General features: G+C 71.7%; 15 protein-coding genes. 10 read left to right on the top strand and 5 right to left on the bottom strand.

The annotated features are described in order from the left end of the window. The first annotated feature begins 24 nt into the window (after positions 1-24). Both AOJ26_RS00075 and AOJ26_RS00070 read left to right on the top strand, forming a co-directional pair. On the top strand, positions 25-798 hold the full coding sequence (locus AOJ26_RS00075; protein WP_053846047.1) for an IclR family transcriptional regulator: 774 nt from the start codon (positions 25-27) through the stop codon (positions 796-798). After that, the gene (locus AOJ26_RS00070) at positions 795-1,643 is read left to right on the top strand and encodes an SMP-30/gluconolactonase/LRE family protein (protein ID WP_053846046.1); all 849 of its coding nucleotides are present in this window, start codon (positions 795-797) and stop codon (positions 1,641-1,643) included. The genes AOJ26_RS00075 and AOJ26_RS00070 overlap by 4 nt, the downstream gene beginning before the upstream one ends. Here the strand turns inward: AOJ26_RS00070 and AOJ26_RS00065 are convergent, their stop codons facing one another. From AOJ26_RS00065 to AOJ26_RS00055, 3 genes are read right to left on the bottom strand one after another with little or no spacing between them, the layout of a single operon-like run. After that, positions 1,644-3,044, bottom strand: coding sequence for an FAD-dependent oxidoreductase (locus tag AOJ26_RS00065; RefSeq protein WP_107092798.1), 1,401 nt, complete (start codon positions 3,042-3,044; stop codon positions 1,644-1,646). It lies immediately after the preceding gene. Continuing rightward, positions 3,037-4,269 carry an MAB_1171c family putative transporter gene (locus tag AOJ26_RS00060; RefSeq protein WP_053846044.1) on the bottom strand — a complete coding sequence of 411 codons (1,233 nt, stop codon included), beginning with the start codon at positions 4,267-4,269 and terminating at the stop codon, positions 3,037-3,039. The genes AOJ26_RS00065 and AOJ26_RS00060 overlap by 8 nt, the downstream gene beginning before the upstream one ends. Then, positions 4,266-4,862: a toxin-antitoxin system, toxin component family protein gene (locus tag AOJ26_RS00055; protein WP_078959664.1), complete on the bottom strand. Its 597-nt coding sequence runs from the start codon at positions 4,860-4,862 to the stop codon at positions 4,266-4,268. The genes AOJ26_RS00060 and AOJ26_RS00055 overlap by 4 nt, the downstream gene beginning before the upstream one ends. A 223-nt stretch (positions 4,863-5,085) precedes the next feature. On the opposite strand from AOJ26_RS00055, the gene AOJ26_RS00050 reads away from it, so the two are divergent. From AOJ26_RS00050 to AOJ26_RS00030, 5 genes are all read left to right on the top strand, one after another. Then, the gene (locus tag AOJ26_RS00050; protein ID WP_053846043.1) at positions 5,086-6,435 is read left to right on the top strand and encodes an extracellular solute-binding protein; all 1,350 of its coding nucleotides are present in this window, start codon (positions 5,086-5,088) and stop codon (positions 6,433-6,435) included. Between the two features lie 32 nt (positions 6,436-6,467). Beyond that, positions 6,468-7,400, top strand: a complete 933-nt coding sequence (locus AOJ26_RS00045) for a carbohydrate ABC transporter permease (RefSeq protein ID WP_053846042.1) — start codon at positions 6,468-6,470, stop codon at positions 7,398-7,400. Next, positions 7,397-8,257, top strand: coding sequence for a carbohydrate ABC transporter permease (locus AOJ26_RS00040; protein WP_053846041.1), 861 nt, complete (start codon positions 7,397-7,399; stop codon positions 8,255-8,257). Before AOJ26_RS00045 ends, AOJ26_RS00040 begins: the two co-directional genes overlap by 4 nt. Positions 8,258-8,513: 256 nt before the next feature. After that, on the top strand, positions 8,514-9,488 hold the full coding sequence (locus AOJ26_RS00035) for an arabinan endo-1,5-alpha-L-arabinosidase (protein ID WP_053846040.1): 975 nt from the start codon (positions 8,514-8,516) through the stop codon (positions 9,486-9,488). A 9-nt stretch (positions 9,489-9,497) separates the two neighbouring features. After that, complete coding sequence (locus AOJ26_RS00030) at positions 9,498-11,015, top strand: alpha-N-arabinofuranosidase (RefSeq protein ID WP_053846039.1); 1,518 nt, start codon at positions 9,498-9,500, stop codon at positions 11,013-11,015. Between the two features lie 68 nt (positions 11,016-11,083). Here the strand turns inward: AOJ26_RS00030 and AOJ26_RS00025 are convergent, their stop codons facing one another. Beyond that, complete coding sequence (locus tag AOJ26_RS00025) at positions 11,084-14,071, bottom strand: beta-galactosidase (protein ID WP_053846038.1); 2,988 nt, start codon at positions 14,069-14,071, stop codon at positions 11,084-11,086. Positions 14,072-14,179: 108 nt separating this feature from the next. On the opposite strand from AOJ26_RS00025, the gene AOJ26_RS00020 reads away from it, so the two are divergent. Both AOJ26_RS00020 and AOJ26_RS00015 read left to right on the top strand, forming a co-directional pair. After that, on the top strand, positions 14,180-14,638 hold the full coding sequence (locus AOJ26_RS00020) for an RrF2 family transcriptional regulator (RefSeq protein ID WP_031061958.1): 459 nt from the start codon (positions 14,180-14,182) through the stop codon (positions 14,636-14,638). Positions 14,639-14,807: 169 nt separating this feature from the next. Next, positions 14,808-15,458 (top strand): DUF4360 domain-containing protein, encoded by a 651-nt coding sequence (locus AOJ26_RS00015; protein ID WP_053846037.1) that lies wholly within the window; start codon positions 14,808-14,810, stop codon positions 15,456-15,458. Positions 15,459-15,519: 61 nt separating this feature from the next. On the opposite strand, the gene AOJ26_RS00010 is transcribed toward AOJ26_RS00015, so the two are convergent. Next, positions 15,520-16,296 carry an intradiol ring-cleavage dioxygenase gene (locus tag AOJ26_RS00010; protein ID WP_053846036.1) on the bottom strand — a complete coding sequence of 259 codons (777 nt, stop codon included), beginning with the start codon at positions 16,294-16,296 and terminating at the stop codon, positions 15,520-15,522. 146 nt (positions 16,297-16,442) lie between these two features. On the opposite strand from AOJ26_RS00010, the gene AOJ26_RS00005 reads away from it, so the two are divergent. Then, a complete protein-coding gene (locus AOJ26_RS00005) occupies positions 16,443-16,748 on the top strand; it encodes a hypothetical protein (protein ID WP_053846035.1) in 306 nt (101 codons plus the stop codon). Positions 16,749-16,889: the final 141 nt, after the last annotated feature.

Here is a 16,889-nt window from a genome sequence, read left to right as displayed (position 1 = left end):
AGACGCAAAGGGAGGGGGCCGGTTGTGGGACGCCTCGTACCTGCCGTGACCCGGGCTCTCGACATTCTCGAGCTCTTCCTCGACGGAGACGGGACGCTCTCCGCCCCCGACATCGTGCGCAAGCTCCAGCTGCCGCGCACCACCGTGCACGAGCTGGTCACCACTCTCGCCGCCCGGTCGTACATCGTCCAGGTCCCGGGCCAGCCGGGACGCTACCGGCTCGGGGTGCGGCCCTACCAGCTCGGCAGCCGGTACGCCGAGCAGCTCGACCTCGCCGCCGAGGGGCAGCAGGTGGCCCGGTCCGTCGCCGAGACCTGTGACGAGACCGTGCACGTGGCGATCCTGGAGGGCACCGACGTCATCTACATCGCCAAGGTCGACTCGACGCACGCGGTGCGGATGGTGTCGGCCGCCGGCCGGCGGCTGCCCGCGCACTGCACCTCCGTCGGCAAGATGCTCCTCGCCTCCCTTCCCGAGCCGCAGCTCGCCTCCCGCATCCCGGAGGACGGCACGCTCGCGGCCATGACGCCCAACAGCATCACCGACCCGGCCGCCCTGCGCGAGGCCCTCGACGAGATCCGGCAGCGCGGTATCGCCGTCGAGAACCGCGAGTCCAACCCGGACGTCTCCTGCGTGGCCGCCCCGGTCCGCGACCGCACCGGGCAGGTCGTCGCCGCGCTCTCCATCTCGGTGCCGATGATCCGCTGGAGCGACGACCGCCGCGGCGAGCTGGAGCAGCTCGCCGCCAAGGGCGCCGCCGAGCTGTCCGAGCGCCTCGGCCACCGGAGCGTCGGATGACCCACGGCACGCGGTACGACGTCGCCGTGCGCGCCGGGGCCACCCTCGGTGAGGGGCCCACCTGGGACGGCGAGCGGCTGCTGTGGATCGACATCCTCGGCGCCCGGCTGCACAGCTACGACCCCGTCTCCGGGCACCGCACGGTCCGCGTCCTCGACCAGCACATCGGTGCCGTCAAGCCGCGCGCGGGCGGCGGACTCGTCCTCAACCTGCGGGACGGCGTGGCCCTGCTGGACCCCGACGGCACCTTCCGCTGGCTGTACCACGAGCCCGTCCCCGGCCGCCGCGCCAACGACGCCGCCGTGGCCCCCGACGGCTCCCTCTGGGCCGGCACCATGCGCTACGACGAGGCCCCGGGCGGCGGCACCCTGTCCCGGATCACCGGTGACGGCACGCACCGCACCGTCCTCGACGACGTGGCCGTGAGCAACGGCACCGGCTGGAGCCCGGACGGCCGCCTCATGTACTACATCGACTCGCCCACCCGCCGCGTCGACGTCTTCGACCACGAGGACGGGCAGATCTCCGGCCGCCGGACCTTCGTTGCCGTGGAGGACGGCGCCGGGTTCCCGGACGGCCTCACGGTCGACGCCGACGGGTGCGTGTGGGTCGCGCTGTGGGACGGGAGCGCGGTACGGCGGTACACGCCCGACGGGGAGCTGGACCGGGTGATCACCCTCCCGACCCCGCGCGTCACGGCGTGCGCCTTCGGCGGCCCGGACCTGACCGACCTGTACATCACGACGGCTCGCGTGGGGCTCACGGCCCCGCATCCGGTGGCGGGCTCCCTGCTCGTGGTGCCGGGCGCCGGGAAGGGCGTACGGCAGCAGCCGTTCGCGGGCTGACTATTCGAGCCCCGCCCTCTTCGACTCCTCGGCCGTCAGCGGCGGTCCGGTCAGCGCCGGCTTCAACGGGCCGACCGCCGCCGCGAACAGCACCCCCGGAGCCAGCAGCACCTCCGCCCGCCGCTCCAGCGACGTGACGTCGGTGACGCGGCGGGCGATCCGTCCGTTCCCGGTCGCGGTGTACATCAACCGGTCGACGTATGCGGCCACCAGGCGGTCCCGCAGCGTCGGTCCGTCCTCGGTGGCGCCCGGGTAGAACACGTCCTGCCCGATCGCCAGGTCCCACGCGGCCCCGACCGGTCCCGCGACCGCCTTCTGGATACGGCGGGACAGACCGGGCATGCCCCAGCCGTGCCGTCGTACCGCCGCCCGCAGGGCCACCGCGCCCTGCGCCGCCACCGACATGCCGTGCCCGTACACCGGGTTGAACGCGGCGACGGCGTCACCGAGCACGGCGAAGTTCTCGGGCCAGGCCGGCATCCGCTCGTAGAAGTGGCGGCGGTTGGCCGTCGTACGGGTGAGGGCCACCTCCGTCAGCGGCTCGGCCTGTCCGAGGAGGTCGGCGATCACCGGGTGGCGCAGCTCGGCGCGGGCGTACCGGGCGAAGTCGGCGGTCTCGGCGGTGGGTTCGCCGCCGCGGGTGCCGTACAGCGTCACCAGCCACTGGCCGTCCTCGATGGGCAGCAGCACACCGCCGCGGCCGGGCAGGCCGGAGCGCGCGTCGGGCTGGACGTTGACCACGGGGTAGCCGTCGCGGGCGGCCTCGGGGGCGCGGAAGCGGCGGCTGGCGTAGGTGAGGCCGGAGTCCACGGTCCGGCTCCGGGGGGCGGGCAGGCCGAGCCCGGTCAGCCACTGCGGGGTCCGGGAGGCCCGGCCCGTCGCGTCGACCACCAGGTCGGCACGCAGGGTGCGTTCGCCGCCGTCCGCCCGGACCCGGACGCCGGTGACCGCGTCGCCGGTGCCGTCGAGTCCGAGCACCTCGGTCCCGGCCAGCAGCTCGATCCGGTCGTCGGCCAGCACCCGGGCACGGACCGTGGCGTCCAGCAGGTCCCGGCTGGACAGCAGCATGAAGTGCGACTCGGTCCAGCGGCGGAACCAGCCCCGCGGTGACAGCGCCACCATGTCCGTGGTCACCGGCAGCCGGTGCGCCCCCGCCGCGCGCAGCCCCTCCGTGACCCCGGGCAGCAGTTCCTCCAGGGCGAGCGCCCCGCCGGACCAGAGCTGGTGGACGTGGCGGGCCTGCGGAAGTCCCCTGCGGGGCACGGGCCCCGAGGGCAGCACGTCGCGTTCCACGACGACGACCCGGTCGGCGAGCCCGGCCAGGGCGGCCGCCGCGAGCATGCCGGTGTGGGATCCCCCGAGGACGACGGCGACTCTGGCGGGGGAGGGGCGTTCAGTCATGCGCGGACATGCTCTCTGCCGGGACGGCCGCGCGCTCGCGCACCGCCGTGATCTCGTCGGGACTGCGCAGGGCCGCGGAGACGGCGTGGATCTCCTGCAGCAGGTATGCGGTGTCGAGAGCCGCCGTGTCGTCGCCGTCCGGGGTGTGCCGCCCGGTCTCCACGGCGTCCATGATCGTCACGGCGGCGGCCAGGGCCCGGGCCCGGCCGGGTTCGGCGCCGAGCGCGAGGGCGGCGTCGAGGGCACGGCGCCGCAGGTCCTCGTCGAGGTGGCGGGCCAGCTGGAGGAGCGCGTCGCGGATGTAGGTCTCGCGGCGGATGAGCCGGATCTCCGGGGTGGCCTGGAGGGCGAGGGGCTCGCGGCGGCCCGGCACCGCCCGCAGCAGCCGGGCCAGCGGCCTGAGGTTCCGGCGCCGGCGGCGGACCAGCCAGCGCTCCTGGAGGTACTGCCCGGCGTGCGGGACGATGACGCCCGTCGCGACCATGGTGGCGCCGATGCAGGCGGCGGACGGGGCGATGTTGGTGTTGAGCCAGTCCAGGTCGTGGCCGGTCCAGCGGGCCACGATGGCGGTGAACTTGGCCGCGCTGAACAGCAGGTTGGTGACGTAGCCGACGCTCAGGAACCTCAGGCCCCAGCGCAGCCAGCCGTCCAGCCCGTCGGTGCGGATCCAGGTCCAGATGAGCCGGGCGGTGATCAGACACGCCGCCGTGTGCACGGTCAGGTAGAGGAGGATCTCCTCGCGCATGAAGGGCGTGGTGGCGTAGTACGTGTCGAGGTCCCGGATCTGCTCCACCGGTACGTCGGCGAGGGCGAACAGCACCCACAGCGCGACCACCACGGCCGTGTACACCGAGACCACCCACCGGGTCGCCCGCCGGGTCTGCTCGCGGCGGTCGGTGTGGCCGTTGCGCCAGTGCACGACGAGCAGCAGCCAGGACGCGGACAGCGCGGTGATCAGGGAGTACACCCAGGGGGCCGCGATGTTGGGGACCCCGGTGACCCGGTTGGTCCAGGCGATGGTGGGCGGGGCCGCGAAGACGAACACCGCGCAGGCGAGCAGCAGCAGGCCGCCGACGGCGCGCAGCAGGGGGTCCCGCCACAGCTTGACGATGCTCGGCAGCTTGATCGCCAGGGCCGCGCCCAGGACCAGGCCCGGCAGCCAGAAGGAGATGTAGAGGCCGGTGAGGAAGGAGGCCGGTCCTCCGGCCAGGGACTGAGGTGTCACAGTGCCCCGCCTCCGCGTCCCCGGTAGCCGAGCGACCGCTGGACCGGATCGGGGCGGGCGTCGGCGCCCCGGCCCTGCCCCAGATGCCGGAAGGCGGCCGCCAGCCGGTGCCCGAAGTCGTCCGCCTCGGCCTCGTCGGCCTCCCGTGAGCCGTTGCGGGCGGCGACGGTCAGGGCGACGGAGTCCCAGCCGGGCCGGCCGGCGAGCGCGTCCGCGGCGGCCGCGTGGTGGTGGGCGTGGCCCGCGTGCAGGTGCCACAGCTCATGGCCCAGGATGACCAACTGCTGCATCTCCTCGGCTCGTTCCTCGACGATGACGAGGTCGAAGTCCTCGAACTCCACCCACAGTCCGGTCACCGCGATCTCGTCGGGGAACCGTTCGAAGCGCAGGTCGACCGGGCGGCCGCCGCGCCGCGCGCTCATCTCCTGGCACAGCATCCGGCACAGCCCGGGCACGTCGGCCGGGGGCCGGGGGGCGGCCCGGACCGCGTCGGAGAGGCCGGAGACCAGTTCGCGCATGGCCGGGGTCGCACGGGTGCGCCGCAGCGCCGAGGCGATCCGGGCCGCACTCCTGCGCGCGCCCGCGATGTCCATCCCACCCCCTGAACTCTCCCGCCGCCACAGGCGGGCCGTTCGAGACTACGCGCCCCCAACTGTCCCCGTCACGCGATCCGGTGCCCGGTCCTCGTCCGGTGTTCGACCCGTGGACAGGGCCCTCGTTTTCCTGCGCAACCCATTGACTGGAAAGCGCTTCCTGCCTACGGTCCCGTTCGAAGTTACGAGCGCAATTCGAGATCTCGAACAGATGGGGCAGGGAATGGGACGACCTGACCTGAGCCGCAGGCGACTTCTCGCCGGCGCCGGCGGACTGACCGTCGCCGCCGGCTTCGGCTTCGCGGCCCTCGGCACCGGGGCCGACGCGCTCGCCTCCGGCGCGGACACCCGGGTGCGCTACTGGAACCTCTTCAGCGGCGGCGACGGCGCCAACATGATCACGATGCTGGACGCCTTCCGCAAGGACCACCCGGACATCGACGTGAAGGACTCCACCCTCCAGTGGGGCAACCCCTTCTACACCAAACTCGCCATGGCGGCCGCGGGCAACCGCGCCCCCGACCTCGGCGTCATGCACATGGGCCGGGTCACCGGCTTCTCGCCGGGCCGCCTCCTCGACCCGTGGGACGTCGGCCTGCTCGCCGAGTACGGCGTACGGGAGCAGGACTACAACCCCGCGCTGTGGAAGCGCGGCGTCATCGACGGCAAGCTCTACGCCCTCCCCCTCGACATCCACGTCCAGCTCTGCTTCTACCGCAAGGACGTGCTCAAGAAGGCAGGACTGCTCGGCGACGACGGCAGGATGGTCCCGGTCACCTTCACCGACGAGTGGTTCGACGTCCTCAAGAAGGCCAGGGCCGCCCAGAAGAAGGGCCTCCAGACCATCGGCCTGTGGACCAACGACCAGAACTTCCAGTGGTGGTTCTTCGTCGCCTTCTACACCCAGCTCGGCGGCCGGTGGTTCGACGCCGACAACACCGAGGTCCTCTTCGACCCCGACAAGGCCACCCGGGTCCTGGAGTTCCTGCGCCGCCACGTCACCGACGGATACGTCGTCCCCGGCGCCCCCACCGGCGAACAGTTCATCAACGGCGCCCCCTTCACCTGGGAGGGCAACTGGTCCGTGCCGGTCTTCTCCGGCGCGGGACTGGACTACGGCGCCACCCCGCTGCCGCCCGTGTTCGGCAAACCGGCCACCCACGCCGAGTCACACGCGTTCGTCCTGCCCCACCAGGCGGGCCGGGGCGGCGCCACCAACGAGGGCGCCCACCAACTCGCCGCGTACGTCGTGACCCACGCCCTCCAGTGGGCGGCCGGCGGACACATCCCCGCCTACACACCGACGCTGTCCACCGGGGCGTACAAGAAGCTCACCCCGCAGAACGAGTACGCCGGCGCCATGGACCACCAGGCCACCGAGCCGAAGGTGTGGTTCGCGGGCTCCACCGGCGTGCTCGCGCAGGACCTCGGCCCGGTCGTCGTCTCCTCGACCATGGGCTCCGCCAAGCCGGCGTCGGCCGCGCAGACCATGAAGAGACACCTCACCCGACTCCTCGCCGCCAAGAACCCGATGGACGGCAGGACCGCCGCGCAGGGAGGTGCGGTCGCATGACGACCAGCGCTCACATGTCAGCCGGCGCTCACATGACGACCGGAGCCGTTGCCGCACCGGCCCGCGCCAGGACCGCGACCGCCGTCGCCACGGTCCGCCGCAAGCAGGGCTTCCAGCACGGCGGCTGGTTCGTCGCCCCGTTCCTCGCGCTCTTCGTGCTCTTCGTGATCTGGCCGCTGCTGCGCGGTGTCTGGCTCAGCTTCACGGACGCCAACATCTCCGGTGAGGGTGCGAGCTTCGTCGGCCTCGACAACTACCGCGAGGCCCTGCACGACCAGGCGATGTGGGACGCGCTCGGCCACAGCGCGTACTTCACGCTGCTGGTCGTCCCCTGCATCACGGTTCTCGCCTTCCTGCTGGCGATGCTCGCCCACCACATCGAACGCGGGAAGTGGCTGTGGCGGCTGTGCTTCTTCGTACCCTTCCTGCTGCCGTCGACGGTCGCCGCCAACATGTTCCAGTGGCTGTTCACCCAGGGCATCGGCCTGGTCAACGAGACCTTCGGCCTCGACACGCCCTGGCTGACCGACAAGTCGTACGCGATGCCCGCCATCGTCATCGAGACCCTGTGGTGGACCGTCGGCTTCAGCTTCCTGCTCTACCTCGCCGCCCTCCAGGGCATCCCCGGCCACCTCTACGAGGCCGCGAAGCTGGACGGTGCGAACGCCTGGCACCGCATGGTCCACATCACGCTGCCGATGCTGCGCCACATCACCGGGCTGGTGATCGCGCTCCAGATCCTCGCCTCGCTGCAACTCTTCGACCAGGCCGTCGTGATGATGGACTTCGGGCCAGGACCGGAGCTCAGCACCCGCTCCTTCGTGCAGTACACCCTCGAACAGGGCTTCACCAGCTACCGCGTGGGCTACGCCTCCGCGATGTCCATCGTCTTCTTCGTGATCATCGCAGTCGTCGCCCTGGCCCGGATGTGGCTGCTGCGCAACCGTGAGGAGAGCGGCCGATGACCACCGCCGTACAGGTCCGCAAGAGTCCCCGCAAACCCTGGACGCCCAGCCAGATCGTCCTCACGCTGCTGGGCGTCGCCGTCTCGGCCGTCTTCGTCGCACCGATCGCGGCGGCGCTGTTCACCTCCCTCAAGTCGGAGGCGGAGGCGGCCGAGATCCCGCCGCACTGGCTGCCGGAGGTCTGGACCGTCCAGGCCTGGAAGGCCCTGTGGGAGACCGGCAACATCACCAACTGGTTCATCAACTCGCTGGTGGTGTCCGTCTGCGTCACCTCCGTCGTGCTGGCGGTCAGCGCGCTCGCCGGATACGGCTTCGCCCGCACGGAGTTCCGCGGCAAGGGCGCGCTGATGGGCATCGTGATGTCCGGCCTGATGATCTCCCCGGCCGTCCTCGGCGTGCCCCTCTTCACCACGGTCCAGCAGATGGGGATGGTCGACACGTACTGGGGCATGATCCTCCCGCAGTGCGCCCCGGCCGCGATGGTCTACATCCTCTACAAGTTCTTCCAGGGCGTGCCGCGCGAGTTGGAGGAGGCCGCGTTCATCGACGGCGCGGGCCGCTGGCGGGTCTTCTTCACGATCGTGGTCCCGCTGGCCCGGCCCTCCCTGGCGGCGGTCGGCATCTTCACCTTCATCGCCTCCTGGAACAACTTCCTGTGGCCCTACATGGTGACCAACAACCCCGACCTCATGACCATGCCGAACGGCATCGCGACCGTCATGAACTCCTACGGCATCCAGTGGGCCCAGCTCATGGCCGGCGGCCTCATGGCGGGCCTCCCCCTGATCATCGTCTTCGTCTTCTTCCAGCGCCAGATCGTGGCGGGCGTGGCCCACACGGGCCTGGCGGGCCAGTGACCCGACGACGACGGAGCGGCCGGCCGCTCCTCGACGCCCCCTGGAAAGCGGCACGCCGGGGCGCGACCGGGGCGACGGTCCACCAGTGGTCCCTGGGCCGGGCACGCCCGGCGCACGTTGTGTCGCCGCGCATTGCCTGTCGGCGTCACGCCCCGACCGTCGGCCCACCCGGGGCGTACACGGCGACGGCCCCGCCTCGTCGTACCGATCGCATCCGGCCCCCATGGGGCGTCACCGAGACAGGGAGTCACAGTTGATGCGTCTCAGACTCGCCGGCGTGCTGGCCGCCGCCCTCGTCGCGCTGTTGCCGGGGTCGGCGCGGGCGGACACCGGGTATCCCGATCCGCTGCCGGTCAGCGGGCAGCAGATCATCCATGATCCGACCGTCATCCGGATGAAGTCCGGCGGGTACGTGGCCTACTCGACCGGAGGTGTCATCGGGGCCCGGCTGTCGAAGGACCTCCGGCACTGGACCGACGCGGGCAACGCCTTCGCCGAGCCGCCGGCGTGGTGGTACGAGTACAACGACACCGGGGACCCCTGGGCGCCCGACATCTCCTACCGGGCCGGCCGGTACTGGCTCTACTACGCCGTCTCGTCCTGGGGCACCAACCACTCCGCGATTGGCGTGGCCACCTCCCCGTCCGGCCTCCCCGGCACCTGGACCGACCACGGCAAGGTCCTCACCTCGGGTACCACCGACTCCTGGAACGCCATCGACCCGGCGGTCGTCCGGGCGGACGGCAGGCTGTGGATGTCGTTCGGCTCGTACTGGACCGGCATCCGCATGGTCGAGCTCAGCCCCGCCACCGGCAAGGCACTCCCCGGTGCCGCCGTCCGCCACCTGGCCACCCGCCCGGACGCCCCGTACGCCGTCGAGGGCCCGTCCATCGTGCGGCACGGCCGCTACTACTACCTCTTCGCCTCCTACGACACCTGTTGTGCCGGAGCGGACTCCACGTACAAGATCAGGGTCGGACGATCCACGAAGGTCACGGGGCCGTACGCCGACAGCACGGGCACACCGATGCTGGAGGGCGGCGGCGACCTGCTGCTGGCCGGACACGGGAGGTACATCGGCACGGGAGGCGAGTCCGTCTTCCGCACCCACGGCCAGGACTGGCTGGCCTACCACTACTACGACGCACAGGACAACGGCACACCGAAGCTGGGCCTGAACAGGCTCGGTTGGGTGCGTGACTGGCCGGTTGTCGAGCAACTCCCCTCCTGAAAGGCACCCATGAGCACGTCCACCGCCCGCTTCACCCTCGACCCCGCCTTCAAGGTCGGCCAGGTCGACCCCCGTCTCTTCGGCTCCTTCGTGGAACACCTCGGCCGCTGCGTCTACACCGGCGTGTTCGAGCCCGGCCACCCCGCCGCCGACGAGGACGGCATCCGCACCGACGTCCTGGAGCTCGTCCGCGAACTCGGCGTCACCGCCATCCGCTACCCCGGCGGCAACTTCGTCTCCGGCTACAAGTGGGAGGACTCCGTCGGCCCCGTCGAGGACCGCCCCCGCCGCCTCGACCTCGCCTGGCGCTCCACCGAGACCAACCGCTTCGGCCTCTCCGAGTACATCGCCTTCCTGAGGAAGATCGGCCCCCAGGCCGAGCCCATGATGGCCCTCAACCTCGGCACCCGCGGCGTCGCCGAGGCCCTCGAACTCCAGGAGTACGCCAACCACCCCGCCGGCACGGCCCTGTCCGACCTCCGTGTCTCCCACGGCGACAAGGACCCCTTCGGCATCAGGCTGTGGTGCCTGGGCAACGAGATGGACGGCCCCTGGCAGACCGGCCACAAGACCGCCCAGGAGTACGGCCGGATCGCCGCCGAGACCGCCCGCGCGATGCGCCAGATCGACCCGGGCGTCGAACTGGTCGCCTGCGGCTCCTCCAGCCAGGCCATGCCGACCTTCGCCGCCTGGGAGGCGACGGTCCTGGAGGAGACGTACGACCTCGTCGACCACATCTCCCTGCACGCCTACTACCAGCCCGAGGACGGTGACGTCGACTCCTTCCTCGCCTCCGCCGTCGACATGGAGTCCTTCATCGAGAACGTGGTCGCCACCGCCGACCACATCGGCGCGAAGCTGAAGTCGAAGAAGAAGATCAACCTCTCCTTCGACGAGTGGAACGTCTGGTACATCTCGGAGTGGCACGAGATCGAGAACTCCGGCGCGCGGGACTGGGCGGAGGCCCCCCGCCTCCTGGAGGACAACTACAGCGTCCTGGACGCGGTCGTCTTCGGTTCCCTCCTCATCGCCCTGCTGCGGCACGCCGACCGCGTCACCGTCGCCTGTCTCGCCCAGTTGGTCAACGTGATCGCCCCGATCATGACCGAGCCCGGCGGCCCGGCCTGGCGCCAGACGACGTTCTTCCCGTTCGCGCAGGCCTCGAAGCACGGCCGCGGCGAGGTCCTCGACGTACGGGTCGACTCGCCGACGTACGAGACGAGGAAGTTCGGCGAGACGGACCTCCTGCACGCCACCGCCGTCCGCGCCGAGGACGGCTCGGTCACCGTCTTCGCCGTCAACCGCGGCCGCACCGAGTCGCTGCCCCTCGAAGTCGCCCTGAACGGCCTCGGCCTGACGGAGGTCGTCGAGCACAGCGTCCTCGCCGACGCCGACCCGGACGCCCGCAACACCCTCGACGCCCCCGACCGGGTCGCCCCGCACGCGGCCGAGGGCACCGCGCTCAAGGACGGCGTCCTCACCGCCGTACTGGAGCCGCTGTCCTGGAACGTGCTCCGGCTCGCCTGAACACGGTCCCCGAGGGCGCGGCAGGTTTCCCGCGGGAACCCGCCGGCGCCCTCGGGCAGCGGGTGCCGCTAGCGGCCGGGTGAGTCCACCGGCGTGACGGGCACCCCTCCGGCCGAAGTCCCCAGCAGCCGCAGCCGTACGTCCCCGGGCCCGGACTCCGTCGTCCCGTCGGACAGCACCGCCAGCGCCAGGGTGTTGGTGCCGCGGGTGCGCAGGATGCCGTTGGGCAGGACGAACGTGTGCTGCGGGCCCACGTCGTTGACGTACTGGCCCATGTTCCAGCCGTTGAGGAAGATCTGGACGCGGTAGGCGCGCTCCGGGTCGTCGTCGAGGGTGAGACCGACGGAGGCGTCGATGCCGGCGTCCACGGCGAGCCGGAACGTCGTCCGGTACCAGGTGACTCCCTGGCGACGGTCCGCGCGCGGCAACTCCGTGTCCTCCCAGTGCTCTTCCGCGAAGCCCGGCAGGTGCCAGCCCTTGCGCTCCCCGTACAGTCCGCCGTTGTTGAGCGGCCCGCGCACCGGGTCGGCGGCCGTCTCGCCCTGGATGCGCCAACTCGCCTTCGGCGCACCGCCCTTGAAGGTGACCGCGGTCAGCCCCCGGGCCGCCTTGTGGGAGTCGGCGGCCCCGCCGTCCATGTCGTGCGCCATCCGCCGCACGAGGACGGACAGGACGCGGGGTGCGTGCCCCGTGGGCGGCGGCACGTCGAAGGCGGCCGTCGCCGTCCACGTGCCCTTGCCGGCCGTGCTCCGGTCCGGCACCGGCATCCGGTGCGTGCCCAGCGGCTCGCCGTCCAGCCACGCCATCAGCAGCCCCTGGGTGCCGGTGCTGTAGGACAGGGACACCGACTCCAGCCCGTCCGCGCCCGTCAGGCGCCCCCGGTACCAGACGTCGCCGTAGTGGAAGCCGTAGTCGTCGGCGAACAGGACCGGCCGGCCCTTCGGGACCGGGGTGATGCTGGACGAGTTCGTGCGGTCGGCCCGGGTCCAGCCGGAGTCGTCGTAGTCCGGGACGGACTCGAAGTTCTCGGTACGGCGCCGCCAGCCGCCCAGCGCGGGCAGCCGCACCTCGCCCACCGCCGGGACGGGGAGCTGCCCGGGCGTGGCCGGCATGTCGGCCCGCAGGCTGTCCATGGGGGTGGGGGAGGCGCGCAGCGGGCGCCCGTTCCAGGTGATCCGGGCCATCCCGCGCGGCCCCCACACCTCCATGCCCGTGCCCTCGACGGTGTCGCCGGTGAGATGCGCGGTGGCGCCGTCCAGGGTGACTCCGCGCACCAGCGACGGCCCGTACACCAGCACCGGTCCGGTCGGGGTGTCCACCGGGAACAGCCGCAGTGCGGCCGGGTCGTCGGCGAGGATCAGCAGCAGCGGGGTGTCGCTGCCGCCGCCCTCGATCCGCACCCGGGCCAGGCCGCCGACGCCCATCGGCGCGGTGACCCTGAGGACGCCGAGGTCGTAGTTCCACGCGGGTTCCGCGTCGCCCCGGGTGACCAGCGGCTCCTCCGGGCACTCCAGCAGGACCTGGGCCATCTCGCCGTGCGGGGCCGTGAAGACGGCGACGTCCGTCCGCCCGATTCTCAGGCTCATCATGGGCTGCGCGGTGGCGTACTTGAGGGTGCGTCCGCCCAACCGGAGGCCGGCGGCGAGCAGTCGGGCGTCGTGCGGGGCGACGGTGAACGACACGTCGATCCCGGCGTCCGGGATGGTCGTCGTGATCGGCGCGTCGGTGTCGTTGCGCACGACGTACACATGGGACCCGGTGTCCGGGTTGGTCAGGTGGTACACCTTCAGCCGCTCGTCGGCGGCCCGCACCGGGTCGGCCCGGTCCAGCTTGGCGAAGTCCGGCACGGTCCGCAGGAGATGGCCGAGCTGGTGCTGGGGGGCCAGCTTGGGGGTCTGCCGGCGGGCCTCGTCGATCGCCGCCCCGTAGTCGTACGACGTGTAGACCTGCGGCGCGGGCAGCCAGCCCCAGGAGGTGCCGCCGAAGGTCATGTAGACGTTGTGCACGGTGATGCCGTTGGCGAGGTTGGTGAGCTGGAAGCGCCGCTCGTAGGCCGCGTCCCGGCTGTACCGCGCCTCGGCGTACCCCTTGCCGTCGAAGGCGGCCCCGCCCCACGGATCGGGCCGGCCCCCGCCGAACTCCGGCAGGAACCCGGGCGTCCGGGGACTGGCCGTCGCTCCGCCCCTGAGCCCGCCCTCGCCGAAGTCGCCCCAGTCCGGCGGCACTTCGTCGGGCAGGGGGTAGCCGTCGAAGCCGTAGAGCCAACCGCGCTCCTCACCCCCGGTGTTGAAGGACCCGGGGGTCCAGTGACCGTTCCTGCCCTTGTCGTTGTGGAACAGCGGGACGTCGATCCCGTCCGCCCGCACCTTCTTGTACAGGTGGGACATGTAGTCCCGGCCGAGGGGCTCGTCGACGAAGGCGTCGTACTCGTTCTCGATCTGGTAGAGCAGGACCGTGCCGCTGCCCCGGGTGAACAGGTGCCGGGCGGCGATCGCGTTCACCTCGGTCAGCCACTCGTCGACGTACGACAGATAGGTGGGGTCGGAGGTGCGGGCCCGGCCCTCGGTCGCCGCCAGCCAGCCCGGGAAGCCGCCGCCGTCGACGTCGGCACCGATGTACGGGCCCGGGCGCAGGATGACGTACAGGCCGGTCTCGGTGGCCGTGCGCAGGAACAGGTCGAGGTCGCGGACGCCGGTGAAGTCGTACTGGCCGGGGCCGGGGGAGTGGTAGTTCCAGGCCACGTGGACGCTCACCGCGTTGAAGCCGTGGGCGCGCATCTTCTGCAGGACGTCCCGCCACAGCGACGGGCTCGGCAGCCGGAAGGGGTGCATCTCGCCGGACCAGAGCACCAGGCGCCGGCCGTCGACCAGCAGCGAGTACTTGTCGTAGCCGACCGTGTGGCGCGCCCGGTCGGCGGCGGGCGCGCCGGGCGCCGGTCCGGTGGGCACGCTGCGGGAGGCGTAGGCCCGGGTGGTCTCCCCACCACTGCCGCTCAGCGCGAAGCCGAGCGCCGTGGTGCCGGCGAGGGCGCTGAATGTACGTCTGCTCAGCTCCAAGGGAGCGCCTCCTGGTCGTGCCGCGCTAGCGCCAGTCCGTCCGTGGTGTGGGTGGTGTGCCTATTGTGGCGTGCCATTGTCTCCGCCCGGACGCCGCACAATTGTCGTATGAGGATCTCTGCACGGGCGGACTACGCGGTACGGGCGGTGCTGGAGCTTGCCGTGCGACAGGACACGGAGCCGGTGAAGGCCGAGGCCATCGCCGCGGTCCAGGACATTCCGCACAAGTTCCTGGAGGGGATCCTCGGCGATCTCCGGCGTGGCGGGATCGTCGACAGCAGGCGGGGCGGGGGCGGCGGTTACCGGCTCGCGCGCGAGGCGTCGGCCATCACGGTCGCGGACGTCATCCGCGCGGTCGACGGGCCGATCGTGTCGGTGCGCGGCGAGCGGCCCACCGGCCTGGAGTACACGGGTTCCGCACAGCCCCTCCTCCCGCTGTGGATCGCCCTGCGGGCCAACGTCCGCAAGATCCTGGAGGGCGTGACCATCGCCGACATCGCGGGCGACGCGCTCCCCGAGCCGGTGCAGCGGCTCGCGGCCGAACCGGCCGCCTGGGAGAACCCCTGATCCGCTCAACTCCGCCTGCTGACACGTGAGTTCGGCCATTACCGGAATGGCTGGAGTTCGCTCTGGCGGTGCCCCAGGGGGCTCCCTACGATTCGAGCGCCGCGGTGCTTCACAAAAAACACACAGGTTCTCCACGCTTCAACATGTCAGCGCAGAGGAGAGACCCCCCATGGCAAGCGGACTTCTTCTGGGCGGCGCCGTCGCCGCCCTCGTCACCGCGGCGATGCCCGCGCACAACCCCTCCGGCGGGTTCGTCGACCCGCCCCCGGACAAGATCGTCATCAACGTCGCCACGGTGAACGGCTCCGGCTGTCCCGCGGGCACGGCGGCCGTCGCGGTCTCCGAGGACAACACCGCCTTCACGGTGACCTACAGCGACTACCTCGCCCAGGTCGGCGGCAACTCCGACCCCACGGCGTTCCGCAAGAACTGCCAGCTCAACCTGATCGTCCACGTCCCGCAGGGCTTCACGTACGCCATCGCCAGCGCGGACTACCGGGGCTTCGCCTCGCTCCAGGCCGGCGCGAGCGGCGTCCAGCGGGCCTCGTACTACTTCCAGGGCTCCTCGCAGACGGCCTTCAAGACCCACACGTTCCCCGGCGCCTACAACGACAACTGGCAGGCGACCGACACCACCGACTGGGCCCAGCTGGTCTGGGCGCCCTGCGGGGTGCAGCGCAACTTCAACATCAACACCGAGGTCCGCGTGAACGCGGGCACCTCCTCGCCGTCCAAGGTCAGCTTCATGACGATGGACTCGACCGACGGCGACATCAGCACCGTGTACCACATGGCGTGGAAGGAGTGCCCGGGCAAGTGAGGCCCTGAGAGCCCGAGTTGCCCGCCGCCTTCGGGGCGGCGGGCAACTCCTGTCGGCTGCGTCAGCGTTCGACGCCGAGGGTGAGGGTGCCGGTGTAGCCGGCGGACGGGCTGCTGCCCAGGGCGGTCAGGGTCAGGAGACCGGACGCGGCGCCGCCGTCGTCGTAGATCCCGTCCTGGGCGAGGGTGGTGCGGGTGACCGTGTTGGCCGAGTACGGCGGCAGTGCGCCGACCCTGGCGGTGACCGTCTCGTCGAAGAAGAGCTGGCCGGTGTGGAGTTCGGTGCCGCCGGTGAAGGAGCCGTCGGCGGTGAGGGTGACGTCGACGTGCACCTTCACGTGGATGTGCACACAGCGGCCGCGGTACCAGCCCGGGTAGACCGTGGTGATGCGGGCGACGCCGCCGGAGTCGGTGAGCGTGCCGCCGCGCAGGAAGGTGCCGCTGTCGGGCTCGTCGTGGCCGTTGTTGCCGACGTAGCCGGAGTACTCGCCGAGCGCGTCGCAGTGCCAGATCTCCACGAGGGCGTCGCTGATCGCGGCGCAGGTGTCGTCGTCGACGACGGTGAGGGCGAGTTCGAGCGGGAAGCCGGTCTTGCCCTCGGTGATGTCGGAGCGGACGTACTGGCCGTCGAGGTAGTAGGGACCTTCGGTCATCTCCTTGGTGAGCGTGCAGACCGCCGCGGCGGCGACGGGGGCCGTGTCGGTGGCGTCGCCGGCGGGGGAGGTGCGGGTCCCGGGCGCCGCGGCGCCCACGGCCAGGGTCGCCGCGGTGGTGCCGGTGGCGATCAGGAGGGTGCGGCGGGCGAGGGCGTTGGTTTCGTTCATGGGGGTGTCTGTCATGAGCACGGCACCGTAGGAGCGGTGCCTGTAGGTGGGCTGTCAGTTCGGCAAAGTGAGGGGTCGTCAAGTTTCTTGCGAGACAGCTTGCGGTGCCGGAAGGGTCGGGCGCGGTAGCGTATCGGGGCGTATGCCGACAAGGAGGTTAAATGGGGCTTACCGTGCGGGTCGAACGGCGCATCGCGGAGGACTTCCCCGGCCGGGAGGGCGAGGTGGTGGGCGATCTCCTCACCGAGCTGGTCAACCACCTGACCGACCGGGGCGACCAGGAGGACAAGGAACGGATCGCCGCCGCGACGCTGCTGTGTGGACAGGGCCGGGTGGACCGGCTCCTGGACGCCGTCCAGCTGGCCAAGGAGGACTGGCGGGACGTGCTCGTGGGGGCGGGGCTGGCGGACGCGGGGTGGAGGGAGCGGCTGGAGGCGGACTTCGGCCCAGCGGCCGCCTCCGGCTGACGCGGGGCCCCGCGGGGCCGCCGGACCATGGGTTCGGACGGCTCTGCGGGGTTGCGCGTCTCGCGGTGGTGCGGCGGGGTTGTGCGGTCGTGCTGCTGGACGGGGCGGTGGCCTGGCTCGGGGGTGTTCCTTATACACATC

Origin of the sequence: Streptomyces sp. NRRL B-24085, assembly GCF_001282115.1 — a bacterium.
In the GTDB taxonomy this organism is placed as follows: domain Bacteria; phylum Actinomycetota; class Actinomycetes; order Streptomycetales; family Streptomycetaceae; genus Streptomyces.
The sequence above is the reverse complement of the archived record's forward strand: the minus strand, read 5'-3'. Positions and strand labels throughout refer to the sequence as shown.